Genomic DNA, 25,962 nt, shown 5'->3' on the forward strand with positions numbered 1-25,962 from the left:
GGCCCGGCACACACCGCTCGAGCGCCCCGCCGGATCCATCCCCGCGGGAAACAGGAGGAAATCGTAACAGCAGGCAAGGCGGCCGCAGGCCGGCAAGGCCGGCGCGAGCACCAGCCGTCCCGCCCGGGCGGCCATCCCGCCGTTCGCGCGCCAGAAGACCGCCTGGATGTCGAATTCCGGCCCGGCCTCTGGCTCACACTATCCTTGCGCAGCAAGGGGCAGCCCCAGGTATGGCTGGCGGTAGTATGGCTGGCGGTACCCTTGGACGGGATTTGCCAGGTCACGCCACTCGTCCCGAGTAGCGCTCTGGCCGGCCGGTGCACCACTTGCGACTAAAATACCGTCCTGTCGCCAATTGCGCGGGGCATCTTGCGCCCCGCCTTCCTGATTTCCCCCGTGAACCCCAAACTAGAACTTTCGCAGTTCGACTACGAGCTGCCTTCCGAACTCATTGCCCAGGCGCCCGCGGCCGAACGCAGCGGCAGCCGCCTGCTGCACCTGGACGCCGGCTCGCGCCTGCACGACCTGCGCTTCACCGACCTGCCCGGGCTGCTGCGCGCCGGCGACCTGCTGGTCTTCAACGACACCCGCGTCATCAAGGCCAGGCTGCGCGGCAGCAAGGACAGCGGCGGCCGGGTCGAGGTGCTGGTCGAGCGCATTACCGCCCCCACCCTGGCGCTGGCTCATGTGCGCGCCAGCAAATCCCCCAAGGCCGGCAGCGCGCTGCGGCTGGAAGATGCTTTTTCGGCGCGGGTTCTGGGACGCCAGGGCGAGCTGTTCGAGCTGGAATTTCCCGAGCGCGTGCTGGACTTGCTGGAGCGCCACGGCAGCACGCCGCTGCCGCCCTACATCACCCACGCCGCTGGGCGGGAAGACGAGGAACGCTACCAGACCGTCTACGCCCGCGAGCCGGGCGCCGTGGCCGCCCCCACGGCCGGGCTGCATTTCGACCAGCCCATGCTCGAGCGCCTGGCGGCGCAGGGCGTGCAGCGCGCCTTCGTCACTCTGCACGTCGGCGCCGGCACCTTCCAGCCGGTGCGCGTGCAGGATCTGAGCGCACACGTGATGCACTCCGAACGCTATGTGGTTCCCCCCGAAACCCTGGATCTGATGCGCGCCACCCGCAAGGCCGGCGGCCGGATCGTGGCCGTCGGCACCACCAGCGTGCGCGCCCTGGAATCGGCCGCCGCGCAGGATCCGGACGCCCCGGGGCCTGTGGAAGGCGACACGCGGCTGTTCATCACCCCCGGTTACAAATACCGGGCCATCGATGCCCTAATCACCAATTTCCACCTGCCCCAGTCCACCCTGCTGATGCTGGTCTCGGCGCTGGCCGGCATGGAGCCCATCCGCCGCGCCTACGCCCACGCGGTCGCGGAACGCTACCGCTTCTTCAGCTACGGCGACGCCATGTTCATAGAATCCCCCCGGGAAACCTCCGGCCCAGCCCGCGGCGCGGCGGTTCGCCCCGAGGATCCCCGGCCATGAGCGGACTGCAATTCGAGCTGCTGGCCACCGACGGCGCGGCCCGCCGCGGCCGCATCACCCTGAATCACGGCATCGTCGAGACGCCCATCTTCATGCCGGTGGGCACCTATGGCAGCGTCAAGGCCATGCTGCCGCACGAGCTGGAGCAGATCGGCGCCCAGATCGTGCTGGGCAACACCTTCCACCTGTGGCTGCGGCCCGGCACCGAGGTCATGCAGGCGCACGGCGGCCTGCACGGCTTCATGCAGTGGCAGAAACCCATACTGACCGACTCCGGTGGCTTCCAGGTCTTCAGCCTGAACGGCCTGCGCAAGATCACCGAAGAAGGCGTGAAATTCGCCTCGCCCATAGACGGCGCCCGGCTGTTCCTGACGCCCGAGGAATCGATGCGCATCCAGCGCGCACTGAATTCCGATATCGCCATGGTGTTCGACGAGTGCACCCCCTACGCCATAGACGGGCGCCCGGCCACCGCCGAGGAAGCCGCGCGCTCGATGCGCATGTCGCTGCGCTGGGCGCGGCGCTCGCGCACCGCCTTCGACGAACTGGGCAACCCGAACGCGCTGTTCGGCATCGTCCAGGGCGGCATGTTCGAGGCACTGCGCGACGAATCGCTGCAGGGCCTGGTCGACATCGGCTTCCACGGCTACGCCATAGGCGGCCTGTCGGTGGGCGAGCCCAAGGAAGAGATGCTGCGGGTGCTGGCCCACGTGGCGCCGCGGCTGCCGGTGGCGGCGCCGCGCTACCTGATGGGCGTGGGCACGCCCGAAGACCTGGTCGAGGGCGTGAGCCGCGGCGTGGACATGTTCGACTGCGTGATGCCCACCCGCAACGCGCGCAACGGCTGGCTGTTCACCCGCTACGGCGACATCAAGATCCGCAACGCGCGCTACCGCAGCGACACGCGGCCGCTGGACGCGAGCTGCGGCTGCCACACCTGCGGGCACTTCTCGCGCGCCTACCTGCACCATCTGCAGCGCGCCAACGAGATCACCGGCGCGCGCCTCAATACCCTGCACAACCTGCACTTCTACCTGAACCTGATGCAGGAAATGCGCCAGGCCATCGAGGCCGGCACCTTCGCCCAATGGCGCGCCGGCTTCGAGCACGATCGAGCCCGCGGCATCGAATGAGCCAGATGTCGCTACAATAGTGAGTTTATTAAAAGGATCGGGAGTACCGAATGCTCGCTCTAGACACACTGAACACCATCGCCGCCCAGGCCGGCGCGGCGGCCGGCGGAGAAAACGCGCTGATGGGCATGCTGCCCATCATCCTGATGTTCGTGATTCTCTACTTCCTGATGATACGCCCGCAAATGAAGCGCCAGAAAGAACAGCGCAACATGGTGGCGGCACTGGCCAAGGGCGACGAAGTCATCACCAGCGGCGGCCTGCTGGGCAAGATCACCAAGGTCAGCGACAGCTACATCACGCTCGAAATATCCAGTATCGCCGACAAGCCGGTGGAAACCGTGCTGCAACGCACCGCCGTCACCTCGGTACTGCCCAAGGGCACCATCAAGGCGCTCTAAGCACCTGGCGCCATGTTTGCCCGGCCCACGAACCAGGCAAACCGGCACCGATCTCTTCCCCGGCACTAGCTGCCGGGGCTCGTCTCCGACGCCTCAGCCTCGATCGACCATGAACCGCTACCCCCTCTGGAAGTACCTGACCGTCCTGGCCGCCGTACTCATAGGCATACTGTACACACTGCCCAACTTCTTCGGCGAGTCGCCCGCGGTACAGATCGCCGGCGCGAAATCCACGGTCAAGGTCGACAACCAGGTGCTCGGGCGCGTCCAGGAAATCCTGCAGCACGACCAGATTCCCACCACCGGCGCCTACTTCGAGCAGAACGGCCCGGCCGCCTCGGTACGGGTGCGCTTCGCCACCACTGACCTGCAGCTCAAGGCCAAGGATGTCATCGAAAAGGCCCTGGATCCCGATCCCAGCGACCCCAGCTACACGGTGGCCCTGAACCTGGTGTCGGCCTCCCCCAACTGGCTTTCCGCCTTGGGCGCGCACCCCATGTACCTGGGCCTGGATCTGCGCGGCGGCGTGCACTTCCTGCTGCAGGTCGACATGCACGGCGCCCTGACCGGCCGGCTCGATTCGCTGGCCAGCGACCTGCGCACCAACCTGCGTGAAGCCGGCATCAAGGGCGCCAGCGTCGACCGTTCCGAACTAAGCCTGATTGCCAAGTTCGACAGCGACCAGGATCGCGACACGGCACTGTCCGACCTGCGCCGGCGCATGCCCGAAATCGCCTTCACCAACGGCGAGGCCAGCGGCGGCAAATACCCGCTGATAGGCAAGCTTACCCAAGACGCCGCGGTCAAGATCCAGAACAACGCACTGAAGCAGAACATCACCACGCTGCACAACCGCATCAACGAGCTGGGCGTGTCCGAGCCGGTGATCCAGCAGCAGGGCGCCGACCGTATCGTGGTCGAACTGCCGGGCGTGCAGGACGTCGCCAAGGCCAAGGAAATCCTCGGCCGCACCGCCACACTGCAGATCCGCATGGTCGACGACTCGCCCAGCGCCATGGCTGCCCTGGCGGCCGGCACCGTGCCCTTCGGCCTGGAACGCTATACCGACCATGACGGCCACCCCCTGCTGGTGCGCCGCCAGGTCATCCTGACCGGCGAAAACCTGCAAGACGCACAGCCCGGCCGCGACCCGCAGACCCAGCAGCCCTCGGTCAACCTGACCCTGGACGCCAAGGGCGCGCGCATCTTCCGCGACGTCACGCGCGACAACATCGGCAAGCGCATGGCCATCATCCTGTTCGAGAACGGCAAGGGCGAAGTGGTCACCGCGCCGGTCATCCGCAGCGAGATCCCCGGCGGCCAGGTGCAGATCACCGGCAGCATGGGGCCGCAAGAAGCCGCCGACACCGCCCTGCTGCTGCGCGCCGGGGCCCTGGCCGCGCCCATGCACATCATCGAAGAACGCACCATCGGCCCCAGCCTGGGCGCCGACAACATCAGGAAGGGCTTCGACTCGACCCTGTACGGCTTCCTGGGCATCGCCATCTTCATCATCCTGTATTACAAGCTGTTCGGCGTGTTCTCGACCCTGGGCCTGGCCTTCAACGTGCTGCTGCTGCTGGCGGTGCTGTCGATGCTGCAGGCAACCCTGACGCTGCCCGGCATCGCCGCCATCGCGCTCACGCTGGGCATGGCCATCGACTCGAACGTGCTCATCAACGAGCGCATCCGCGAAGAACTGCGCAACGGCGACACGCCGCAGCGCGCCATCCAGCTGGGCTTCGAACGCGCCTGGGACACCATCTTCGACTCGAACCTGACCACGCTCATCGTCGGCTTGTCGCTGCTGGCCTTCGGCACCGGCCCGATCCGCGGCTTCGCCGTGGTGCACTGCATAGGCATCCTGACCTCGATGTTCTCGTCGGTGGTGGGGGTGCGGGCGCTGGCCAACCTCTGGTATGGGCGCCGCCGCAAGCTGCGCAGCATTTCCATCGGACAGGTCTGGAAACCCAATACCGGCAAGAACTAAGACCAAGCGCGCGGGCGCGGCGTTGTGCGCCGCCCGCGCATCGGAATCGCGCCTGCCCAGGCAGGACACGGCAAGAACACGGCAAGAGACGACATGGAATTCTTTCGCATCCACCGCACCATCCCGTTCATGCGCAACGCGCTGGTGCTCAACATCATCAGCCTGCTGACGTTCATCGCCGCGGTGTTCTTCATCGTCACCCGGGGCTTCCACCTGTCGATCGAGTTCACCGGCGGCACCGTGATGGAGGTGCACTACGCCCAGACCGCCCAAGTGGACAAGATCCGCGACGCGGTCGATACGCTGGGCTACAAAGACTTCCAGGTACAGAACTTCGGCACCTCGCGCGACGTCATGATCCGCCTGCCGCTGGCCCACGGCCAGACCTCGTCGGCGCAAAGCGAGGCCGTGCTGAAGGTGCTCAAGGCCCAGACCCCCGAGGTAGAGCTGCGCAGCGTGGAATACGTCGGGCCGCAGGTGGGCCAGGAACTGGCGCACAACGGCCTGATGGCCTTGCTATGCGTGGTGGTGGGCATCATCATCTACCTGAGCCTGCGATTCGAATGGAAATTCGCGGTTTCGGGGGTGATCGCCAACCTGCACGACGTGGTGATCATCCTCGGCTTCTTCGCCTTCTTCCAGTGGGAATTCTCGCTTTCGGTGCTGGCCGGGGTGCTGGCGGTGCTGGGCTATTCGGTGAACGAATCCGTGGTCATCATGGATCGGATCCGCGAAAACTTCCGCAAGCAGCGCAAGGCGCCGGTGCGTGAAATCATCGACGGCGCCATCACCCAGACGATCTCGCGCACCATCATCACCCACGGCTCGACGCAGATGATGGTGCTGTCGATGTTCTTCTTCGGTGGCCCCACCCTGCACTACTTCTCGCTGGCCCTGACCATCGGCATCTGGTTCGGTATTTATTCGTCCGTGTTCGTGGCCGCCGCCCTGGCGATGTGGATGGGCGTCAAGCGCGAAGACCTGGTCAAGCAGGTCAAGAAAGACGACCCGCGCGCCGAGCTGGGCTGATTCCATCCAGGCGGCCGGCGGCTTCCGCTGCGCCCGCCCCGCTCGCCGGCTTCCTGCCTCAGGCAGGCCGCAACACGGCTCCACATGCCTCTATACCGAGGCAGCACGCGGCAGAAGCTGCGCCGCGGCGCAGCCGGGCGCCGCGAGCAAGAGGTGTCGGGAGCAAGAGGCGGGCCCGCCGCGGCGGGCAAGGTAAAATAGCCTTTTCCATCAATAATCAACGAGCCCGCGGGATATACACCCGTCACGGCTGAGACCATGCAAGAAATCTCCGTCAAGCGGCCGGGCGCAGCGCCCGCGGCCGCGCAACCGGCCGCGGCCGGCATCGAAAGCGCCCTGGCGGCCCTGGCATCGGCCGGCGCACAGCCCGCGGCACATGCCTCCACCCGCAAGCTGTTCATCCGCACCTTCGGCTGCCAGATGAACGAGTACGACTCCGAGAAAATGGCCGACGTGCTGCGCGAGGCGCAGGGGCTGGAGCTCACGCAGAACCCCGAAGAGGCGGACGTGATCCTCTTCAACACCTGTTCCATACGCGAGAAGGCCCAGGAAAAGGTCTTTTCCGACCTGGGCCGGGTACGCCACCTGAAGGACAGCAAGCCGGGCCTGGTCATCGGCGTGGGCGGCTGCGTGGCCAGCCAGGAAGGCGCCGAGATCGTGCGCCGCGCCCCCTATGTGGACGTGGTGTTCGGGCCGCAGACGCTGCATCGCCTGCCCGAACTGATCGCGCGCCGCAAAGAATCGGGCGTATCGCAAGTCGACATCAGCTTTCCGGAAATCGAAAAATTCGACGCCCTGCCGCCGGCCCGCGTCGACGGCCCCACGGCCTTCGTCTCCATCATGGAAGGCTGCAGCAAGTATTGCAGCTTCTGCGTCGTTCCCTACACCCGCGGCGCCGAGATCTCGCGCCCCTTCGACGACGTGCTGGTCGAGATCGCCGACCTGGCCGACCAGGGCGTGCGCGAAGTCACGCTGCTGGGGCAGAACGTCAACGCCTACCGCGGCGCCATGGGCGACACCGACGAAATCGCCGACTTCGCCATGCTGCTGGAATACGTGCACGAGATCCCCGGCATCGAGCGCATCCGCTACACCACCTCGCACCCCAAGGAAATGACCTCGCGCCTGATCGAGGCGCACGGCAAGCTGCCCAAGCTGGTGCCCTTCCTGCACCTGCCGGTGCAGGCCGGCAGCGACCGCGTGCTGGCGGCCATGAAGCGCGGCTACACCACCCTGGAATTCAAATCCATCGTGCGCCGCCTGCGCGCCGCGCGCCCCGGGCTGAGCCTGTCGTCCGATTTCATCGTCGGCTTTCCCGGCGAAACCGAGGCAGACTTCGCCCAGACCCTGCGGCTCATCGAAGACGTGGGCTTCGACCAGTCGTTCTCGTTCGTCTATTCGCGCCGCCCCGGCACGCCCGCGGCCGATCTCGAAGACGACACCAGCAAAGAAGAAAAGCTGGCGCGCCTGCACCGCCTGCAGGCCCTGATCAACGAACAGGCCTCGGCCATCGGCGCCGCAATGGTCGGCAGCGTGCAGCGCGTGCTGGTCGAAGGCCATTCGCGGCGCGACCCCGGCGAGCTCATGGGCCGCACCGAAAACAACCGCATCATCAACTTCCCCGGCCAGCCGCGGCTCATCGGCAGCATGGCCGACGTGCGCGTGCTGCGCGCCCTGACCAATACGCTCAAGGGCGAAATCGCCGTGCGCCAATCGGCGCCGGAGGGCAGTCTATGAATCGACCGCCGCGCCGACAGCCCCCCATCATCGCCACGCTCGATGGCGACAACACGCACCTGGCCAATCTGTGCGGCCCGCTGGACGAAAACCTGCGCCAGATCGCCGACGGCTGGAACGTCAAGCTCAACCGCCGCGGCAACCGCTTCTCGATAGAAGGCGAGCAGGCCCAGGCCGCGCGCCACGCCCTGGAATGGTTCCACCAGCGCGCCGTGCACAAGATGCTGTCGATCGACGACATCCAGCTCGGCATGGTCGAGCTTGGCGCCGGCGACCCGCAGGCCCATGCCGGCAACGGCAGCCTGCCCGACCCCATAGATGCCAACGGCGCCATCGTGCTGCGCACCCGCCGCAGCGACCTGCGCCCGCGCACTCCGCGCCAGCGCGAGTACCTGGACAACATCCTGCGCCACGACATCACCTTCGGCGTCGGCCCGGCCGGCACCGGCAAGACCTGGCTGGCTGTAGCCTGCGCCATCGACGCCCTGGAGCGCGAAAACGTGCAGCGGCTGGTGCTTACCCGCCCCGCGGTGGAAGCCGGCGAGCGGCTGGGTTTCCTGCCCGGCGACCTGGTGCAGAAGGTCGACCCGTACCTGCGGCCGCTCTACGACGCGCTGTACGACCTGATGGGCATCGAGCGCGTGCAGCGCCTGTTCGAAAAACAAACCATAGAAATCGCCCCTCTGGCCTATATGCGCGGGCGCACCCTGAACCATTCCTTCGTCATCCTGGACGAGGCGCAGAACACCACGCCCGAGCAGATGAAGATGTTCCTTACGCGCATCGGCTTCGGCAGCAAGGCGGTCATCAACGGCGACCCCTCGCAGGTGGATCTGCCGCGCGCGCAGGCCAGCGGCCTGGTGCATGCCGTCGACGTGCTGGCCTCGGTGCAGGGCATCGCCACCACCCGCTTCACCAGCCGCGACGTGGTGCGCCATCCCCTGGTGGCGCGCATCGTCGACGCCTACGAACGCGCGGGCGACCATGTCGGTTGAGCTGAGCCTGTCGGTGCAGTTCGGCACCGGCGCCGCCGAGCTGCCGCGCTGGCGGCTGCGCCGCTGGATCGAACGCGCGCTGCGCGAGCTGGAGCCCGAACTGGATCCCGCCCTGCTGCGCGCCGCGCTGACCCTGCGCCTGGTCGACGCGCGCGAGGGCCGGCGCCTGAACCGCGAGTTCCGCCAGCGCGACTACGCCACCAACGTGCTGACCTTCGAATACGGCCTGGCACCCGACGGCACCCTGGCCGGCGACATCGTGCTGTGCGTGCCGGTGCTGCGCCGCGAGGCCCGCGAGCAGCACAAGCCGCTGCTATCGCACGCCGCCCACCTGGTGCTGCACGGCGTGCTGCACGCGCTGGGCTACGACCACATCGACCCGGCCGAGGCCGACGCCATGGAAACGCTGGAAACGCGCGTGCTCGGGAAAATGGGCATTCCCGACCCCTACCGTGCCTGAATTCCCGCCCGCCACACTCCCGCGCCCACAACCGCAAGCCCAATTTCGGTTATGCTGAAAGGCCCGATGACCCGTCCCGTGGACAATGCTCGACTCCAAACCCTCCGACCCTGAACCCCGACCGGCCAAAACGCCATCCAGATCGCTGCTGGCCAGGCTCGCCGCCTTCCTGCGCCCCGAACCCGAAGACCGCGAAGACATCAAGGCCGTACTGGAAGCCGCGCACGACCGGCAGGTGCTCGACGGAGAATCCTACGCCATGATCTCGGGCGCGCTCGAGGTGGCCAACCAGACCGTGGCCGACATCATGGTGCCGCGCTCCAAGATGGACATGCTCGACATCGGCAAGCCGCTGTCCGAGCTGCTGCCCGAAATCATCGAGACCGGCCACTCGCGCTTCCCCATCTACGAAACCGAGCGCGACAACATCATTGGCATCCTGCTTGCCAAAGACCTGCTGCTGTCGCTGACCAACCCGTCCATAGACCTGCGCTCGCTGGTGCGCCCGGCGGTCTTCATCCCCGAAACCAAGCGGCTGAACGTGCTGCTGCACGACTTCCGCAGCAGCCGCAACCACCTGGCCATCGTCATCGACGAATACGGCGGCACATCCGGCCTGGTCACCATGGAAGACGTGCTCGAACAAATCGTCGGCGACATCGAAGACGAATTCGACGAAGACGCCGAAAAAACCATCTTCCAGACCGGCAGCAACAGCTGGCGCGTCATGGCCATCACCGAAATCGAAGACTTCAACCGCGCCTTCGGCACCGAACTGCCCGACGACGACTACGACACCATCGGCGGCTGGCTGGCCGCCGAACTGGGCCACATACCGCGGCGCGGCGAAAGCATTTCCTTCCAGGGGCTGGACATCACGGTGGTCGGCGCCGACGCCAAGCGCGCGCTGTGGCTGCACGTGCAGCGCGGCAGCGTCGACCCCAGCCCCGACCACCAGACCGAGTAACTCTTGAAACCCCGCCTGCCGCGTATCCTGGGCTTGCTATTGCTGGGCGCCGTGCACGCCCTGTCGTTCGCCCCCGGCCCATTGCCCTCGTGGTGCCTGCCCTTCGTGCAGATCTTCGCGCTCGCCATACTGGCGGCCATGGTCTTCGGCAGCAGTACACCGCGGCGCGCCGCGGCGGCCGGCTTCTGCTTCGGCCTGGCCGACTTCTCGGTCGGGCTGTACTGGCTGTACATCAGCATGCACAGCTACGGCGGCCTGGCCGCGCCGCTGTCCGCCGCCGGCGTGCTGCTGCTGGCCGCGGGCCTGTCCCTGTATACGGCGCTGGCAGCCGCCGCGTCGCGCTGGCTGTCCGGGCGCCACCTGCACGGCCGCGCCGACTTCCGCTGGCAGTTGCTGATCGCCGCCGTCTGGGCCTCGACCTGGGCCGGCGCCGAATGGCTGCGCGGCACGCTCTTCACCGGCTTTCCGTGGCTGAATATCGGCTATGCGCACGTCGAAGGCGTGCTGGCCAGCTGGGCCCCCGTGGTCGGGGTCTACGGCGTGGCCTGGCTGGCGGCCTTCGCCTCGGGCGCCATCGCGCTCATGGCGCGCTCGCGCAACGGCGCCAACGACGCCTCGGCCGCCGTCGCCCTGGCGGCCGCCATCATCATCGGCCTGGCCGGTATCCTGCTGAGCCATGTCGTCTGGTTCAAGCAGCACGGCCAGCCCATGATCGTCCGCCTGGTGCAAGGCGCCGTGCCGCAGTCCGAGAAATTCGACCCGCAGCTCATGCACCAGGGCATCGAGACCTACATGCGGCTCGCCGCCCTGCCGCCCCAGCCCGGCGACGGCGGCCCCGACCTGATCGTACTGCCCGAAACCGTCATGCCGGTATTCCAGGATCGCATCGCTCCGCAGGTCTGGGAGCAGTGGCTGGACATCGCGCGCACGCGCGGCGCCGACATACTCATGGGCATCCCGCTGCATAAAAACCTCGATGGCCGCGACCGCTACACCAACAGCGCCATTGTCATCGATCGCTACACACCGCTATCCACCCTGGGCGCGGGCGCACTGCGCATGCACTACGACAAGCACCACCTGGTGCCCTTCGGCGAATTCGTACCGGCCGGCTTCCACTGGTTCATCGACATGCTGCAGATCCCGCTGGGCGATTTCAACCGCGGCGCGCCGCGCCAGCCCCTGTTCGTCATCCACGGCCAGAACATCGCCCCCGACATCTGCTACGAAGACCTGTTCGGCGAAGAAATCATCCGGTCGGTGCGCGACAGCGAACTGCACGGCCCCGGCGCCAACATCCTGATCAACATCAGCAACCTGGCGTGGTTCGGCCATTCCTGGGCGTTGCGCCAGCACCTGCAAATCGCCCGCATGCGCGCGCTGGAAACCGCCCGCCCGATGCTCGCCGCCACCAATACCGGCACCACCGCCGCCATTGCCCCCGACGGCTCGGTCGGCGCGGCCTTGCCGCCCCTGCGCAAGGGCGTGCTGGACGTGGAAGTGCAAGGCACGACCGGCCTCACCCCCTATGTGCGCTGGGGCAACGCCCCCGTCCTCATCTGGATCGGCTTGCTGCTGCTGCTTGGGCTGTCGCTGCGGAAATACCAGCCCGGCGGCCCGCAAAGCAGCGTCACCGAAGACGAATAAGGCCGCTGCGAGGTCAGGCATGGACAGCAATCTGAGCCTCCAATCAATGCGGATTTTCCTGGCGGTGCTGGATCACCGCAGCGTCGGCCTCGCCGCACGATCCCTGCACATGAGCCAATCGGGGCTGAGCACCGCGCTGGCGAAACTGCGCAAGGAACTGGGCGATGCCTTGTTTCTGACCACGGCTGCCGGGATGCTGCCCACGAGCCGGGCCATGGAACTCGCGGCACCGATGCGGGACGCCGTCAACTGCATAGAGCACAAGATCCTGAGAAGAAGCGTCTTCGACCCGTCCACCGAAGCCCGCGAATTCCTGATTGCGCTAACCGATGTCGGCGAAACCCTCTACATGTCGCGCTTGCTGAACGCGGTATCGTCGATCGCGCCTAATGTTCGCTTCCGCTCGGTTTCCATGCCGCCACTGGAGATGCAGCGCGCGCTATCGGAAGGCAGGGTGGATTTCGCCCTGGGATACTTTCCGGACTTGCTGGCCAGGGAATTCGTCCGCAGGAAGATCGCGCAGCACACGTTTTCCTGCATCTGCAGCTCCGCCAACACGCGTATCATCGACGGCTTCAATCTGAAGAAGTATTGCGAGGCGCGTCACGTGGTAATCGAAGCGCCAAGCAGGACGCAAGGTTTGCTGGAACGCTATATAAAGCAGCGCGGCATCGAGCGCCGCATCGTTCTCACGACGCCGCACGTAATGGGCCTGGCGGAAATTATCTCCAATACCGATATGCTGGCCTCGATTCCAAACGACCTGGCGCAATCGCTGTCCGGCTTCAAGAATCTGATCCGGCTCGATCTTCCATTCCGGGCGCCGGTGTTCGACTCGCACCTCTACTGGAGCAAGATCGTGCACGACGACCCCGGCGTCCGCTGGCTGCGTACAACCCTGTTCAAGACCTTCGCCATATCGAAATGAAATGCGCCTGCCGCACAGGTCATTTCATCGTCATAGAATCGCTATATCAGATTCTCTGAATCTTAAATGACGATTGCATCGCGCCCTATACTGTCGTCACGCCGGTGATGCACAGTCCTCGCGCATCGAGTTTGCCTCTTCATGTGACATAGGCGAGTGCTGGCGTACTCGCCCGAGCCGCCGAATCGATGCTCGGAAGTGAAACAGCGATAGGGAGTCTCTAGCGATGCAAAGCATCTCTTCAATGGATGCACACCCCACTCTCGTCCAGCCCCGCAGTTATCGGCACATTTCGGTCTGCCCGGCCACGGGCGTCCTGGGCGCCGAAATCACCGGTGTAGACCTGCGCAGCCCCCTCTCTGCGGATGTCTGGACGGAAATCAGCCAGGCCTTTGCCGACCACCAGGTCATCTGGTTTCCGAAGCAGAAGATCACTCACGAGCAGCATCTGGAGTTCAGCAAGGGCTTCGGAGAAGTGATACGCGTACCGCAGCTGCATAACGTGGACGGGCATCCCGAAGTACAGATCATCCGCCGGCTGGCCACTGACACGGGCCGTATCGTGGGGGAAAACTGGCATGCCGACAGCACGTATTTCGAAGCGCCGCCGGCTGCCGTCGTGATGCGTGCGGTCGAGGTGCCTTCTTATGGCGGCGACACGGGGTTTCTAAGCATGTACGCCGCCTACGAAGCGCTGTCTCCCGCCTACAAGGCGCTGCTGGAGCCGCTCAACGTCATCCACAGCGCGACGCGCATCTTCGGATCCGCCTACGCGGCACAAGGGCGCAAGTACAACGAGGCGACGACGCGCACCAACCTGAGCATCGAAGAAGGCGATCGGGAAGTCTCCCATCCGCTGGTCTGCACGCACGCCGTCAGCGGCCGCAAGTTCCTCTATGTGAACAAGACCTACTCACAGCGGATAGAGGGCCTCACCAACGAAGAAAGCGCGCCCATTCTGCAGTATCTGCTCGATCACTCTTCGCGCTTCGACTTCACGTGCCGGGCACGCTGGCACGACGACCAGGTTCTGATCTGGGACAACCGCTGCACCATGCATCGGGCCATCCCGGACTACACCGGGCAATATCGATATCTCACCCGCGTGACCATCGGCGGCCCGCGCCCTGCCCGTTGAACAACGACCGCCATCATTCATATACGAACAACATGGAGACACCATGATCCACAAAAAGACTGTCCGCCGCTGGCTCTCCGCGGGGCTACTTGCCGCCTGCTGCGCCGCGCTCGGCGGTACCGCATTCGCAAGCACCGATTTCCCCCGCAAGCCGGTATCCATCGTCGTGCCGTTCGCCGCGGGCGGCAATCTCGACATGACCGCGCGCATCGTCGCCGACAAGCTCGGGAGCATCCTGGGCAAGCAGGTGCTCGTTCTCAACCGGCCCGGGGCGGGAACCGCCGTAGGCGTACGCTTCGTCGCGGGTGCGCCCGCCGACGGATACACTTTGCTCCTGAGCTCGGGATCGGCCTACGGCTTCATGCACTTGCTCCTTCCGGACTTTGACCTGGGCCTGAAAGACTTCACCCCGATCGCATCGGTCGCGTCCAATCCCTCGGCGATAGTAGTCAGCACGACAATGAAGGCCAAAACCCTGCAGGAGCTGGTCGAATACGTACAGGCCAACCCTGGCACCGTAAGCTTTTGCAGCACCGGGGTGAACGGCCTGAATCATCTCCAGCTGGAAATGTTCAAGCGCCTCGTCAAGAAAAAAACGGGTAAAGATTTCCTGGTCACCCACGTCCCCTACAACGGGGTCGCCCCCGCCCTTATCGCCGTCCAAAGACATGACGTGCAGGCCTGCATGCTGCCCTACACCTCGCTGCTCAAGACCCTCAATGGGAAGTCCTTGCACATCCTCGCGATCCAGCGGAAAGCGCCGATGCCGTCCATCCCCGACGTTCCCACCACCGGCACGCAGGGTTATCCGGAAATGGACGGAAACGACGCTTTCGAGAATATCGAAGCACCCAAGGGCACGCCCGCTGCCGTCGTAGCCAAACTCGAGGCCGCACTGCGCCAGACGATGCAAGACCCGGTCGTGCGCCAGAAGCTGCAAAAGCTCGATATCGAACCTATATTCATGAGCAGCCAGGAAACCATGAGCTGGCTCAAGAAAGACGTGGCGAAGTTCAGCGCCATTATCGAAGACGCCGGCCTTGCCACGGCTGCCCACTAGAGAGCAAATTCGGTGCAAATGTTTACCGAATTTTCACGGCACACTTGATGCCGCGCCTTTAAAGGCGCGGCGGGTGTAAACATCTGAACCAAAAACGCGCTAAAGCCCAGCAAAAACCTATCAAGGCAGTACTCGCCTGCGCGTTTTTTTTCACCCTCCACCCTGGTACCCTGCCAAGCCCGGGGATCCTGCCTAGGGATCTCCAACGTGTGCAGCGCAGCGGCCCGGTCAGGGAGCCCCTACAGTCTCGTCGAGCCAGTCCATAGCCACCGCTGCCGAATAAGACAGATTACCTGCCTGGCAATGGGCATCGGCCCCCTCGAGGGCGGTGAACAGCCGGGGCGTGCAGAGCCCGCCGACCGCATCCTGGAAGACCCGCCACTGCCGCAAGGGCTCGGCCCCCTCTCCCTCGCCCACCAGTGCCAGCGACGGACAGCGGATCGCGGCCAATCCGTCCGCGCTCAGCTTGAAATCCAGAATACGGCGATAGGTCTGGCCGAAGGTCGGCCGGCCGAAGCGCAGCATGAGATTGCGCGCCATCACGCGCGTCTGGGCGTTCATCTCCGCCTCGGGAATGTGCTCGAGGTCGGCCACCCCGAAATCGTCCGACTCGGGCAGCGAGGCCGGATCGAATCCGACGAAAGAACTCATGTAGGCGTGCAGGTCGACAATCGGCGAATTGGCGATCAGCGCCCCGATCCTCGGTTCGTGCGCCGCGATGCGGGACGCGAAATACCCGCCGAAACTGATACCCATCAAGGCCACGCGGCGCGGATCCATACCAGACTGGGCCAGGGCGTAGTCCGTCGCCTGGCGTCCCACCACTTCGAAGTCCGGCGCGAAATGGCTGGCCGCGTCGAAGCGCCAGGCATCCATCTGGCCCGGCCCGGTGAACAGCAGCAGATCGTAGCCGCGCTCAAGCGCCGGCCGACCGTAGGCGATATAAGATTCCTCGAGCGTCCCGTCGAATCCGCTGACGATCATCAATATGCGATTGGCGGGGCCGCGCGCGCCGCGGATGTGGTATGCGGGCAGACGCAATCCCTGATGCGAGAACCAGAGCTCCACGCACGAGGCCTCGTCCCACTGCATCGCCGACATAAAAGCCTGGCGGCTGGCCAGGCCGTATTCCCGGTGACGGGGATCGTCCACCGGGCAATAGTATTCCGCCGCACGGTAGCTATTGCAGGCCACCAGGTATTGATCCCGAGCACTGACCGCATGCCCGTTGCGAGCCCGTAGCGCGGCATCCTCGGACTGGCGCCGGCCCGCCTCGGCGAATTCCTCGATCCACGAAACCGGATCGGCATCGCGGATTCGCGCCGCCGCCGCCAGGCATTCGCCGATCGATGCGCCGCCGTATCGCACCGAACCCAGTTGACGCATGAGCTGGTGATCCATTTCAGGGTCGCGGAAACCCTGCACCCGAGTATGTCCGCGTTCCAGCGCATCAACCATTGCTCCTCCCAAGGCCATACCGGCCGGTCGATCATGGGCTTCCACCCTCGCCGCGGCCCGCTCCCGTGCAAGCAGCGCCCGCCTGCGGCTATGACTGTATGCTACTTAATTCGATTCCGTCCCCGCAAATCCCACATGTTCAATCTATCGGCTGGCCGTCATCGACCGGTCGAGTCATGAGCTCCAGCCTAAGCAAAGCGGGCCGCAGCCCTCTGTCGAGCTTGAAGCAAAACTGGACGGCAGGGATACGATCCTCGTACGAACGAACGACTCCCGGAACCAGAAGCGATCCAAGATTTTGTCGGCACCTCCGAATTCGTCCACACATCCGAATTCGTCTGTACATCCAATTCGTCAGCACCTTCCTGTGGGTCAACTTTCAACCGACGCTGACAACTTCGCAGCGGCAACGGCCGGGCCCGATAGCTGTGTGGGCCGGCACCGAAGGGGGCAAGACGCTGACGCAGGCCCCCAATTGCGAGTAAGGTAAGTAGTGGAGGCCTAGATTGCCCGGCACCCCGGCCTGTGCCATCAACGGGAACCAGACATCATGAAGACCCGTCGCTCAGCCCTACAGCCAGTCCTTGTCGCGCTCGCGTGCGCGTCAATTTCTGCCTGTGCAAATAATCCGCCCCCGCAAGCCGATCTGAACGACCGAACCCCGCCATCTCCCACGACGCAAGGCGCGAATCGCACCCCGAGCCCTTCGGGCCAGCGCTTGACCATACAGACTGGCGAAGGGGAAAAGCTGGATCTACCCTGGTTCGTTAGAGATACCCAGGATTGGATCAACAGTAAGTAGTATTTGGAGGCAGGTAGCCGGCTGAGTCCAACACGAACGATTGGCCATTCTGTCGCTTGAATACGACCTCATTGCAGACCCCATGCTAGGCGACAGTAAATTGTAGTTCGTCGACACTTTGCAAATCGACATACTGTCGGGCGATCCATAGGTCGTGAGCATCCTGCATGGCCAACCAGCTTTCCGGGCTGCGTCCAAGCGCCTTGGACAGGCGCAACGCCATTTCAGGCGTGACACGAGATGTACCGCTGAGAACTCGGCTCAATGTAGAAGCCGCTACGCCGAGCGCCTTGGCAAGCTCGCGCCCACTGATATTGTTGGGCTCAAGGTAGATGCCGGATATAAACTCTCCCGGATGGGGTGGGTTATGCATGTTCATCAATGATAGTCCTCGTAATCCAGCACAAAAGCGTTTCCGTTTTCAAACTCAAAGCTGATACGCCAGTTTCCGTTGATGGTGATTGACCAGCCACTCTTCATTGCGCCCTTGAGAGGATGCAGCCTGAACCCTGGGAGGTTCATATCTTCAATAACTTGGGCGGTATTAAGGGCGGATAGTTGTAGGCGCAGGCGTGTGGCATGGCTTGCTTGAACACCTGAAGCGTTGCCTGTTTCAAATAGTCGGCGAAGGCCCTTGTGCCAGAAGCTTTTGATCATGTATCGATTGTAGCGTGTTGCGCATCGCGAAACAAAAGATGCTTCTTTTCTCCTATTTCTTCTGGAATGCCAGGTTGTTGCCCCTGTTCTGGTGATCGACCTTTTGAAAGCGTGCTCATAGAATACGTTCATAAGCCCTGTATCCCACGCTTCTGCACTGCTCGTTGAGCCATCTCGATACGTCCATGCCGCCGTACTTCGAGCGCCACTTGTAGAACGCGCCGTACTGACTCCCAACTCCCGGCACACCTACGGAACCGCCAAGCCGACTTCTACCCGCTTGATCGCATCCATGATCTGGCTATCCAGGAACCTCGACTTCTTCATGCCGTAGAACTCCTCAATGAGAAAATTCTACTTCTGGCTTCACCACTTTTCCGGGAGGATTACCCTTTAGACAAAAGCGCTAAGGAACTTGATTGGTGACTTGGTAATTTATCTATGCAAAAGAAGGTCTAAGAATACCGGCCAGATTACGGGGTATTCCTGTGGGCGTGTTTCTGCTGAGGATGTGGGCTTTACAGCGGTAAAAAACGGCTGAAAAGCCACGTTTTGGAATATAAACCCCGAGTCTGGAATATAAATCAGGGCGAAAAAAAACACTTACGTGTTGTAAGTGCTTTTTTATTGAATTTTTTGGCGGAGCGGACGGGACTCGAACCCGCGACCCCCGGCGTGACAGGCCGGTATTCCGGTCGTCGCACAGCCTTGCAGGCTGCGCTCCTTCAACCAACTGAACCTTGGAATTGCCCGTTTCGGTGCAAATTCGGTGCACTGCCTGTTCCGTCGCCAGCAGCACGGAGCCGACAACATGGCATCAATCACACGCATCCCCGGCGGTCAATGGCGCTGCCAAATACGCAGGAAGGGATACCCCACGCAGGGCCGGAACTTTAACAGCAGAGCGGACGCGATAGCGTGGGGACAGACGGTAGAGGCGGACATTAACCGGGGGCGCTTCGCCGTTCCGGACAAGGCAACGCAGGACATGACCATAACCGCCCTGCTGGGCCGCTACCTGTTAGAGGAATCCAGCCGCAAGGCGTCCGCGTCGGACGACAAGCAACGGGCTGAAACCATCAAGCGTGTGCTGGGTGGCTTCGGCGTCACAGAGCTAACAGCGGCGCACCTGAGCCACTACAAGCGTAGCAGGCTGGCTGTACGCGCTCCACAGACGGTAACGCATGAACTGAACCTATTGCATCGGGCCTACGTGGTTGGCGTGAATGAATGGGGCCTGGTGCTGCCCCAGGGGATACCGTGCACAGGTAGGCCCAAGCTGCCACCTGGCCGCAATCGCCGGGTGCGCCCCCATGAGGTACGGGGACTCCTGGCTTGTACCGGGTCGCGTGAGCTGGCGGCCATTGTGCTGCTTGCCGTGGAAACGGCCATGCGGCGCGGGGAAATCCTCGGCATGCGGTGGGAGCACATCAACCTGTTACGGTGCTCTGTGCTCCTTCCTCACACTAAAAACGGGGATGCTCGGACGGTACCGCTGTCTACTGCCGCTGTGGCTGTCCTACAGCCGCTACAGCGGGATAGCGGGCCAGTCTTTAGCCTTACCCCAAGGTGTGCCAGCCAAGCCTTCAAACGGGCTGTAGATCGTGCAGGGCTATTCGATCTGCACTTTCATGATCTACGGCATGAGGCTACCAGCCGGCTATTCGAGAAGGGGCTGAACGTAATTGAGGTAGCAAGGATCACCGGGCATAAGTCCCTGGCCATGCTGAATAGGTACGCGCATCTGGACGTTAGCGGCCTGGTAGAAAAGCTGGCGGCAGCATCATAAGCAGATGCCGCAGGCGCGGCCAAACATCGACACAGACACGGAGGCCATATGGCGACAATCAGCAAGCACGGGGAACGGTTCAAATGTCAGGTGCGGCTAAAGGGATTCCCGCATACAGCGAAGTCCTTCCGGGACAGGGCCGAAGCCGAGGAATGGGGGAGGGACACAGAGACAGCGATACGGGAAGGTACCTACGAGGAACGCATTTCCGAGCCGCCCCCACGAACCATCCGGGAAATGCTGCAAAGGTATCAGGCCGAGGTATCACCCGGCAAGGCCGACAATGGGCAATCCGACAAGGCCCGCATAAAGCGCCTACAGGCAACGTTGGGCGCGTACTCGGTACATACCCTACAGTCCACCCGGCTAGCCCGCTACAAGGCCGATAGGCTGGCCCAGGGCGCGGCAGCGCAGACTGTGCTGCATGAGCTGGTCATCCTGCACCATGCTTACCGGACGGCCTGCGATGAATGGGGCTTACAGATGGATCATGCGATACCCCGGACAAAGCGCCCCCGGCTGCCTCCGGGCAGGGATCAGCGGATACGGCCTGAGGCCTTGCAGGCGATCCGGAAGGCTACAGGCAGCAAGCTACTAGGGGATGTTATCGAGTTCGCCATAGAAACGTGCATGCGCCGCACGGAGATAACCAGCTTAACCCCGGATCACGTTTCGCTGGAGAACCGGACGGCCTTCCTACCCAAGACCAAGAACGGCATGCCGCGCCTTGTCCCGCTGACGCCCCGCGCCGTAGAGCTGCTGCGGCCCCGGATGGAATCCACGGGTACGGTGTTCGGCATTGAGCCTAACAGCCTGTCGCGGGCATTCTGCCGGGCAACACGGCGGGCTGGATACCCCAAGCTGCGATTCCACGATACCCGGCATGAAGGCATAAGCCGGATGTTTGAGCGTGGCTTGGGCGTACTGGAAGTGGCCAAGATCAGCGGCCATAAGACTCTGTCGCAGTTGAACAGGTACACCCACTTGGACGTTAGCAGCCTGGTGGAAAAGCTGGCCAGGGCGGTAGAGCCTCACGGCTCGCCATCGCCGCCTAGCGCCCGCACAGCGCAGCCTGCGGCGGGCAAGGTGTCCCTTTGGGCAGTCGCTCCCGCTACCATGGTCACGTACAGCGTGTTCGGATCAGTCAAGACCACGGTGAACTGAGCATTCAATGGCCGGACGCTACATAATGAGTCGCGGGCGCGACGGCGAAGGCAGCATAAGGGAGGCGGGCTGGGATTGCCCCGGCCCTTGCTTGCCCCGTTAGTCCGGCTCTTTCCAATGGTTCATCATGTACGTGCCAATGATGGAGTTACCGCCCGGCACGATACGTAGGATTGCGCGCTTGTCCCTGTTGGGATTGTCGGAGCCTGTCAACAAGTTGACCACGCCATGCGCCGCTTTCGTCGTGTTGCCGTAGAAGCTGATAGCGGCTGCTGCCTCGGGGGCGTTCTGGTAAGCATGACCACCGAACAGCACATCAGCCACGCCCACCCCCTCGGGCAAGATACCGGACATGTTGAAGTACGTCAGTACACCTTGAGCCAGTGCAAAGCCCTTGGTGTTCTTGTCCATATACTCACGCGCCGCCGTAGCCGACATACCGGCGGTATTGAGTTGAAGCCGGGAGTAATACAGCAGAGACGCCCACACAAGACCAAACGAGAAAGCCGCCGCCGTGCGGGCGTCGAACAAGGCCGCATTGCGGATAACCTGCTTGCCCATTGCCGTCATGCCGTAGCCGTGGAACTGCCCCAGGACAGCTCCGATAGCGGACTCGCTGCGCCACATAGGAGCCTCACCAATAAGGGCGCGCTGCAGCACTTGGTACGTTGCCCGGTGGATAGCGTCAATCATCCTGTCTGCCGCGTACTGGTCATCCCACTTATCCCAATGGAACGCATCGCCTTCCTTACGGCTTGGCTCGTACTTGTCCAGCTGGGTCTTGATGCGAGCCAGTACTTCCTTGGACAGCCCGGCGTCAGCTAGGCGGGCCGTGCTCATGCCGCCATCAAGGCCGCGCGCCGCACGTACAAATGTCTCGGTCAACAGCGGTAGGAAAGCTTTGTGCAGCATACGGGTTACCGCGTGCGCGCCACTGATATAGCCTGTGGCGTGGGCCACCCGCTGCGAGATGCGCAGAATGCGCTCTCCGAAACCATGCATTGCCCGCCCGTTCGGTTTCAGGTCTGCCGTGTACTTCTGGATGCGGTGATCTGCACCAGTAAGGCCGGTGCCGAACATTTCCCCAAGCTGCTTAACTATCGGCGTTTCCTTACTCAGGGCCAGCCCCACCACTTGCGGTAATTGCCCTATGCCTAGCGCCGTTACCATGTTGGACAGGTCGGCCAGGTTCGCTATGCCCAGCTTGCCCATTATTGACGAATACGTGAAATTGCCTAGGGCTTCCAGCAGCGGATAATCCTTGACAACCATCGGCGCGAAGCCAAAGGCGCGGCCTGCGAACTTGATATGCTCTATGTCCTGGCGGCGCGGCCCATCTTGTTGTACCAGCTTTAGCAGCGAGTCGAAATCCGCCTTGGACTTGAAGCCATGCTTGGCCATAGCGGTTTGCCCAGCGAACCTGCGGGCCATATGCGTAATGGTCTCGGGTAGGTCATGCTCCACGTAGTCCAGCAGGCGCACGCCGTCTACTTCCCGCAGAAGGTCGAACTCAGTCCGGCTGTAGTCCTTGCGAAGCGCGGTCAACTTGTCGCGGAACTGTGCTATTACGTCGTCCGTGACTTCTGCACCGTGGAATAGTTCATCCAGCAGCTGGGCCGCTAGCGTTTCGTACTCCAGGCCTTCACCTGTAACCCGTTCGTCAGGGCTTTGCAGCGCCTTCAATAGCCGGTTATCTACTTGGCTATCTACCTGCTGTACCAAGCGATCCCGCGCCGCCGCGATAGCAGCCGGGTCTGCACCATCCTTCACCATTTCGGCTAGTACCGGATCTACCTGCCTCTCCATGTACTGCTGCTTGAAGTTCTTACGCAGCGCGTTCCACGTTGGCTTATCGTTCTCCAGTGCTTCGCCGAACTTCCGCCAGTTCCATATCTGAGGCATGAAGCCGACAACCCCGCCGCCCTTGACTGCATCGGCGTACTCGCTGCCCGCTGCTACTCCGTCCTCTACCATCTTGAACACTTGCTGATCCATGATGCTGGCTAGCTTCTGCACAGCGGCGGGGGCGGTAGACACGTGCGCTACTCCAGCCTGCACAGCTGCGCGGTGCTTCATGCGTTCCTCGATCGCCAGCGTAGAGATACGCTGCCGGGCCTTGATTCCTCCTGCCATGTGATCCAATTTTTCTTTGGTGGTCATGAGGCCGGTAATGTGCGGGTCTGCTTGCAGTAGGAATGGGCTGCTGTAGGCTGATCGCAGCCGCTCGAAGTCCATAGAAACTGTACCATTGCGCGGGCGTGCGGCGCTGCCGATAGAGTTCTCGAACAGTACCGCCCCCGCCTGCCTGGCGTGCACGCTGGAGGAAGTGGACATAGACACGCCGGGCGACATGGCCCACTTGCTTTTGACCCATTCTGGTGCCTTGGCCAGCACCGCCTGCAAGCGGTCTATCTGCTGCTGCATGGCCGGGTCTATCTTATCGTTGACCGTGCTCAAGTGATCCGCTACGGCTTGCTCACGCGCGTTCAGCGTGAAGCCGTGATAGTCCGGCGCATTGCGCTGGGTAGGCTGCTGCCCGGTGCGGGAGTAGCGCGCCTCCATAGACAGGTCGGAATCTCGGAACAGAACATAATTCGAGTTCTTCACATTAGCGCCGCGTGTACGGCCTGTGGCGTACTTGATGCCGGGTACACCCGCAGCCGCCAAGGCTTCCGACGCAGCTTTCTGGCTGCCCAGCTTTTCGGCCAGCTCGTTGTACGCCTCGCCTCCGGTCTTACCCTCCAGCTCTATGCCGTGCTCCTTGAACGCGGCGGCGGCGCGCTGGCCAGCGGCGGGCGCGTCCCAATCGACCATATGCGCCGGGTCAGCGTTGACCCGCAGTCGGTACAAGCCACCTGATTCAGCAGGCTTGCCGCGCCGGGCTGTTTCCTTGTTCCGATAGTCCAGGGCCGTGCCCTTCTCGGACGTGACGTAATGGCCGAAGCCAAAGGCACTCTTTCCCTCGCCGCTGCCCGCATAGGACAAGTCCAGGGACTCTATGCCCTTGGTAGGCGAGCCGTGCCACACGTAGGGGAAGGTCAAGTCGGCGGATTGCTTGCCCTCGCGGCGTGCTCGCTCCAGCGACCCGCGCACGTAGGCAATTGCGTCGTTGGCGGATACCGCCAGGTTCTTGAACATCGGCACGTTCTCGCGCAGCCAGTTCCGCAGCTTGGCCACAATGTCCTGCACCACGCCCAGCGTGGGGTACTTCTCCACCAGATAGCCCAAGGCTTCCTCAAGCCGCAAGTGCTCGGGGGTGTCCGTGGGGATCGCCTTCATGGCTTCGCGCACGCGCGCATCTTCGGACTTGGTAAGGTCGCCCAGGATCTGCCGGTAACGCTCAGTGCCTACCGTGCGTTCAAGGCCGTAGTGAACGCCTACCTCATGCATGACCAAGCCCATAGGGTTCTCGGCGTTCTCTTTGGTCAGCCGATCCTTGAACACGTACACGCGATCCTCTTGGGGGATATACACGGCCTGGGCGTCATCGGGGATGGCTTCGCCAAAGTGGCGCTGATAGCTGGATACCTCGGGCAAGTCCTTCGCGCTGCGCAGCTCGGTAATGATCCCGGCATCATGTAGGGCGCGGTACGTGGGGTCGCCCAGCGTGGGCTCGGGCTTGTAGCCCAGCGTGGGACTCCAGGCGTCAGCGGGCGTGTACTGCTCCTGCGTCAGGCCCTCGTAGTACACGCTGCCATCTTCGCGTTCCACGCGGCGCGGGCCGGGGGATGGGCCGGTGCCCAGGTCAACATTGGGCATGTCGGCGGCGTCGGTGCTGATAGACAGGTCATCCACCGGGCCGTCCGGGTCGTCGCCTGCTAAACCCTTCGCGCGTTCCCGATTGCTTATGCTGTTCTGCACGGCTTCGACGTTCTCTCGGGCATTGTCCAGTACGGGCTTGAAGTCCTCGGGCACGTCTACTTTGTCGTCAGTGACTAACTTGCCATCGGGTGTATGCATCAAGCCACCGATGCCGCCCATAGCTGCCCCGAACGTGGCATTGGTCAGTAGAGAGGACATGCGGAACCGCTGGTTCTCCATGTGGTCTACGAGTTCCCCTATCGCGACGTTCTCCGCCGCACCGGCTGCCGCACCGCGCATGAAGCGGGCAGCTCGGCCAGCCGCTGCTGCGCCTCGGGTAAGGGACACTGCTGCGCCTGCGCCAGCCGAGCCAAGGATAGCTACCGGGTCAACCATGCCGCCTACCAGCTGGCCCAGCTCTGGCGACCAGCCGGGCGTATTCCCCATGCGGCGGAATAGATCGCTGCGTTCCTGCGCCACTTCCAGGCGGTGCGTGAAGTCCTTGGCGTTCACGGCCCCGAGAACGTAGTCCATCATTTGATCGTTGCCGTACAGCCCGGCCTTCTGGATGATGGCTTTGTTGTCGTCACTCATGGCATTGAACGATGGATCCGGCTTGCCTTCGTCCACCCAGGCCGCAAGCTGCCCCGTAATGGTGTTGTGTACCATCGAGTCCAGTACGGATTCAGCAAAGCCTGCGTGCTGCCCCTCGAACGCCAGTCGGCGGGCATCTTCGTCGTACAGGCCGGACTCGGGGTCATCCTCCGGGCCGTACTGCGCCTGGAAGGCTTCTGTAGGCTTGCCAGTCTCTTTAAACAGCGGGGCGTCTACCCCACTATCGTCCAGCGCCTGGAAGCGCGCAGCGGCCTTGGTAAAGGCCGGTAGCCCCTCCGTGGCCTGGAAGGTATCGACTACCTTCTCACCGGCTGCGCTTAGCACCTTGCCCGCGTATGCGGACGTTTCCGCGTTGCCCCACTTCGCTTTATCCCAGCCGCCGTTATAGGCGCGCAGCGCATCGGGCTTGTTGCCGAAGTGGCCCAGGTTCTCTTTGAGCACCTGTGCGGCCATGAACAGGGAATCGTGGAAGTCGTTGGGGTCGAACTGGATGCCTAGCCGCCCCTCCAGCGATTGCTGAGTTTTGGGGTAGATCTGGAAATCACCCAGCGCGCCAGCAGAGGACGGCCCCTTGTTCTGGCCGTTGTCGGATTCCGTGTGCCAGATCCCCCGAATTTCAGCGGGGGTGAAGCCGGAGAATGACGCGGCGGCGCTGATCGCGGCATCCGGGGATAACTTCTTGAAGTCGTTGTAGTCCATCTAG

21 protein-coding genes and 1 pseudogene are annotated in these 25,962 nt (G+C 63.3%); 16 read left to right on the forward strand and 6 right to left on the reverse strand.

The window, feature by feature from the left end; translation table 11 throughout:
• Window positions 1–396: 396 nt before the first annotated feature.
• From queA to CEY11_RS08500, 13 genes are all read left to right on the forward strand, one after another.
• Entirely contained in the window at window positions 397–1,488 is a 1,092-nt protein-coding gene (gene queA / locus CEY11_RS08440) for a tRNA preQ1(34) S-adenosylmethionine ribosyltransferase-isomerase QueA (RefSeq protein WP_088603224.1), read from the forward strand.
• A complete protein-coding gene (tgt, locus tag CEY11_RS08445) occupies window positions 1,485–2,621 on the forward strand; it encodes a tRNA guanosine(34) transglycosylase Tgt (protein WP_088602939.1) in 1,137 nt (378 codons plus the stop codon). The genes queA and tgt overlap by 4 nt, the downstream gene beginning before the upstream one ends.
• A 50-nt stretch (window positions 2,622–2,671) precedes the next feature.
• Complete coding sequence (gene yajC, locus CEY11_RS08450) at window positions 2,672–3,022, forward strand: preprotein translocase subunit YajC (RefSeq protein ID WP_088602940.1); 351 nt, start codon at window positions 2,672–2,674, stop codon at window positions 3,020–3,022.
• A 109-nt stretch (window positions 3,023–3,131) separates the two neighbouring features.
• Entirely contained in the window at window positions 3,132–5,012 is a 1,881-nt protein-coding gene (gene secD, locus CEY11_RS08455; RefSeq protein ID WP_088602941.1) for a protein translocase subunit SecD, read from the forward strand.
• A 93-nt stretch (window positions 5,013–5,105) separates the two neighbouring features.
• Window positions 5,106–6,041 carry a protein translocase subunit SecF gene (gene secF, locus CEY11_RS08460; protein WP_088602942.1) on the forward strand — a complete coding sequence of 312 codons (936 nt, stop codon included), beginning with the start codon at window positions 5,106–5,108 and terminating at the stop codon, window positions 6,039–6,041.
• Window positions 6,042–6,299: 258 nt separating this feature from the next.
• On the forward strand, window positions 6,300–7,778 hold the full coding sequence (miaB, locus tag CEY11_RS08465) for a tRNA (N6-isopentenyl adenosine(37)-C2)-methylthiotransferase MiaB (protein ID WP_088602943.1): 1,479 nt from the start codon (window positions 6,300–6,302) through the stop codon (window positions 7,776–7,778).
• Window positions 7,775–8,773 (forward strand): PhoH family protein, encoded by a 999-nt coding sequence (locus tag CEY11_RS08470; RefSeq protein ID WP_088602944.1) that lies wholly within the window; start codon window positions 7,775–7,777, stop codon window positions 8,771–8,773. Before miaB ends, CEY11_RS08470 begins: the two co-directional genes overlap by 4 nt.
• Window positions 8,763–9,233 (forward strand): rRNA maturation RNase YbeY, encoded by a 471-nt coding sequence (gene ybeY / locus CEY11_RS08475; protein ID WP_088602945.1) that lies wholly within the window; start codon window positions 8,763–8,765, stop codon window positions 9,231–9,233. Before CEY11_RS08470 ends, ybeY begins: the two co-directional genes overlap by 11 nt.
• Before the next feature lie 85 nt (window positions 9,234–9,318).
• A complete protein-coding gene (locus CEY11_RS08480; RefSeq protein ID WP_088602946.1) occupies window positions 9,319–10,200 on the forward strand; it encodes an HlyC/CorC family transporter in 882 nt (293 codons plus the stop codon).
• A gap of 3 nt (window positions 10,201–10,203) precedes the next feature.
• Window positions 10,204–11,847, forward strand: coding sequence for an apolipoprotein N-acyltransferase (gene lnt / locus CEY11_RS08485; RefSeq protein ID WP_233154794.1), 1,644 nt, complete (start codon window positions 10,204–10,206; stop codon window positions 11,845–11,847).
• Window positions 11,848–11,866: 19 nt separating this feature from the next.
• Complete coding sequence (locus tag CEY11_RS08490; protein WP_158215236.1) at window positions 11,867–12,775, forward strand: LysR family transcriptional regulator; 909 nt, start codon at window positions 11,867–11,869, stop codon at window positions 12,773–12,775.
• Window positions 12,776–13,019: 244 nt separating this feature from the next.
• The gene (locus CEY11_RS08495) at window positions 13,020–13,913 is read left to right on the forward strand and encodes a TauD/TfdA dioxygenase family protein (RefSeq protein ID WP_158215237.1); all 894 of its coding nucleotides are present in this window, start codon (window positions 13,020–13,022) and stop codon (window positions 13,911–13,913) included.
• 43 nt (window positions 13,914–13,956) lie between these two features.
• Window positions 13,957–14,973: a Bug family tripartite tricarboxylate transporter substrate binding protein gene (locus tag CEY11_RS08500; protein ID WP_088602949.1), complete on the forward strand. Its 1,017-nt coding sequence runs from the start codon at window positions 13,957–13,959 to the stop codon at window positions 14,971–14,973.
• 228 nt (window positions 14,974–15,201) lie between these two features.
• Here CEY11_RS08500 and CEY11_RS08505 read toward each other — a convergent pair whose 3' ends face one another.
• The gene (locus CEY11_RS08505) at window positions 15,202–16,431 is read right to left on the reverse strand and encodes an alpha/beta hydrolase family protein (protein WP_233154795.1); all 1,230 of its coding nucleotides are present in this window, start codon (window positions 16,429–16,431) and stop codon (window positions 15,202–15,204) included.
• 550 nt (window positions 16,432–16,981) lie between these two features.
• Here CEY11_RS08505 and CEY11_RS25705 point away from each other — a divergent pair.
• A complete protein-coding gene (locus tag CEY11_RS25705; protein ID WP_088602951.1) occupies window positions 16,982–17,233 on the forward strand; it encodes a hypothetical protein in 252 nt (83 codons plus the stop codon).
• Window positions 17,234–17,318: 85 nt separating this feature from the next.
• On the opposite strand, the gene CEY11_RS08515 is transcribed toward CEY11_RS25705, so the two are convergent.
• From CEY11_RS08515 to CEY11_RS25065, 4 genes and pseudogenes are all read right to left on the reverse strand, one after another.
• Entirely contained in the window at window positions 17,319–17,612 is a 294-nt protein-coding gene (locus tag CEY11_RS08515) for a HigA family addiction module antitoxin (protein WP_088602952.1), read from the reverse strand.
• Window positions 17,612–17,890, reverse strand: a complete 279-nt coding sequence (locus tag CEY11_RS08520; protein WP_088602953.1) for a type II toxin-antitoxin system RelE/ParE family toxin — start codon at window positions 17,888–17,890, stop codon at window positions 17,612–17,614. Before CEY11_RS08520 ends, CEY11_RS08515 begins: the two co-directional genes overlap by 1 nt.
• Window positions 17,887–18,009, reverse strand: a complete 123-nt coding sequence (locus CEY11_RS25940) for a hypothetical protein (RefSeq protein WP_269845269.1) — start codon at window positions 18,007–18,009, stop codon at window positions 17,887–17,889. Before CEY11_RS25940 ends, CEY11_RS08520 begins: the two co-directional genes overlap by 4 nt.
• Before the next feature lie 56 nt (window positions 18,010–18,065).
• Window positions 18,066–18,217, reverse strand: a pseudogene (locus tag CEY11_RS25065) (transposase); the annotation flags it as partial.
• Window positions 18,218–18,878: 661 nt separating this feature from the next.
• On the opposite strand from CEY11_RS25065, the gene CEY11_RS08530 reads away from it, so the two are divergent.
• Window positions 18,879–19,679 carry a site-specific integrase gene (locus tag CEY11_RS08530; RefSeq protein WP_233154796.1) on the forward strand — a complete coding sequence of 267 codons (801 nt, stop codon included), beginning with the start codon at window positions 18,879–18,881 and terminating at the stop codon, window positions 19,677–19,679.
• A gap of 48 nt (window positions 19,680–19,727) precedes the next feature.
• The gene (locus CEY11_RS08535; RefSeq protein WP_088602955.1) at window positions 19,728–20,843 is read left to right on the forward strand and encodes a site-specific integrase; all 1,116 of its coding nucleotides are present in this window, start codon (window positions 19,728–19,730) and stop codon (window positions 20,841–20,843) included.
• Window positions 20,844–20,942: 99 nt separating this feature from the next.
• Here the strand turns inward: CEY11_RS08535 and CEY11_RS08540 are convergent, their stop codons facing one another.
• Complete coding sequence (locus CEY11_RS08540; protein WP_088602956.1) at window positions 20,943–25,958, reverse strand: transglycosylase SLT domain-containing protein; 5,016 nt, start codon at window positions 25,956–25,958, stop codon at window positions 20,943–20,945.
• Window positions 25,959–25,962 lie beyond the last annotated feature (4 nt).

Source organism: Candidimonas nitroreducens, from assembly GCF_002209565.1.
Lineage (GTDB): Bacteria > Pseudomonadota > Gammaproteobacteria > Burkholderiales > Burkholderiaceae_B > Candidimonas > Candidimonas nitroreducens.

Coding starts and splice junctions, on each gene's coding strand:
- CEY11_RS25705 (WP_088602951.1), top strand. CDS start 16,982: ATGAAGACCCGTCGCTCAGCCCTACAGCCAGTCCTTGTCGCGCTCGCG.
- tgt (WP_088602939.1), top strand. CDS start 1,485: ATGAGCGGACTGCAATTCGAGCTGCTGGCCACCGACGGCGCGGCCCGC.
- yajC (WP_088602940.1), top strand. CDS start 2,672: ATGCTCGCTCTAGACACACTGAACACCATCGCCGCCCAGGCCGGCGCG.
- CEY11_RS08505 (WP_233154795.1), bottom strand. CDS start 16,431: ATGGTTGATGCGCTGGAACGCGGACATACTCGGGTGCAGGGTTTCCGC.
- CEY11_RS08480 (WP_088602946.1), top strand. CDS start 9,319: ATGCTCGACTCCAAACCCTCCGACCCTGAACCCCGACCGGCCAAAACG.
- CEY11_RS08470 (WP_088602944.1), top strand. CDS start 7,775: ATGAATCGACCGCCGCGCCGACAGCCCCCCATCATCGCCACGCTCGAT.
- CEY11_RS08530 (WP_233154796.1), top strand. CDS start 18,879: ATGACCATAACCGCCCTGCTGGGCCGCTACCTGTTAGAGGAATCCAGC.
- CEY11_RS08520 (WP_088602953.1), bottom strand. CDS start 17,890: ATGATCAAAAGCTTCTGGCACAAGGGCCTTCGCCGACTATTTGAAACA.
- CEY11_RS08540 (WP_088602956.1), bottom strand. CDS start 25,958: ATGGACTACAACGACTTCAAGAAGTTATCCCCGGATGCCGCGATCAGC.
- secF (WP_088602942.1), top strand. CDS start 5,106: ATGGAATTCTTTCGCATCCACCGCACCATCCCGTTCATGCGCAACGCG.
- CEY11_RS08500 (WP_088602949.1), top strand. CDS start 13,957: ATGATCCACAAAAAGACTGTCCGCCGCTGGCTCTCCGCGGGGCTACTT.
- CEY11_RS08490 (WP_158215236.1), top strand. CDS start 11,867: ATGGACAGCAATCTGAGCCTCCAATCAATGCGGATTTTCCTGGCGGTG.
- miaB (WP_088602943.1), top strand. CDS start 6,300: ATGCAAGAAATCTCCGTCAAGCGGCCGGGCGCAGCGCCCGCGGCCGCG.
- secD (WP_088602941.1), top strand. CDS start 3,132: ATGAACCGCTACCCCCTCTGGAAGTACCTGACCGTCCTGGCCGCCGTA.
- CEY11_RS25940 (WP_269845269.1), bottom strand. CDS start 18,009: ATGAGCACGCTTTCAAAAGGTCGATCACCAGAACAGGGGCAACAACCT.
- CEY11_RS08515 (WP_088602952.1), bottom strand. CDS start 17,612: ATGAACATGCATAACCCACCCCATCCGGGAGAGTTTATATCCGGCATC.
- CEY11_RS08535 (WP_088602955.1), top strand. CDS start 19,728: ATGGCGACAATCAGCAAGCACGGGGAACGGTTCAAATGTCAGGTGCGG.
- ybeY (WP_088602945.1), top strand. CDS start 8,763: ATGTCGGTTGAGCTGAGCCTGTCGGTGCAGTTCGGCACCGGCGCCGCC.
- CEY11_RS08495 (WP_158215237.1), top strand. CDS start 13,020: ATGGATGCACACCCCACTCTCGTCCAGCCCCGCAGTTATCGGCACATT.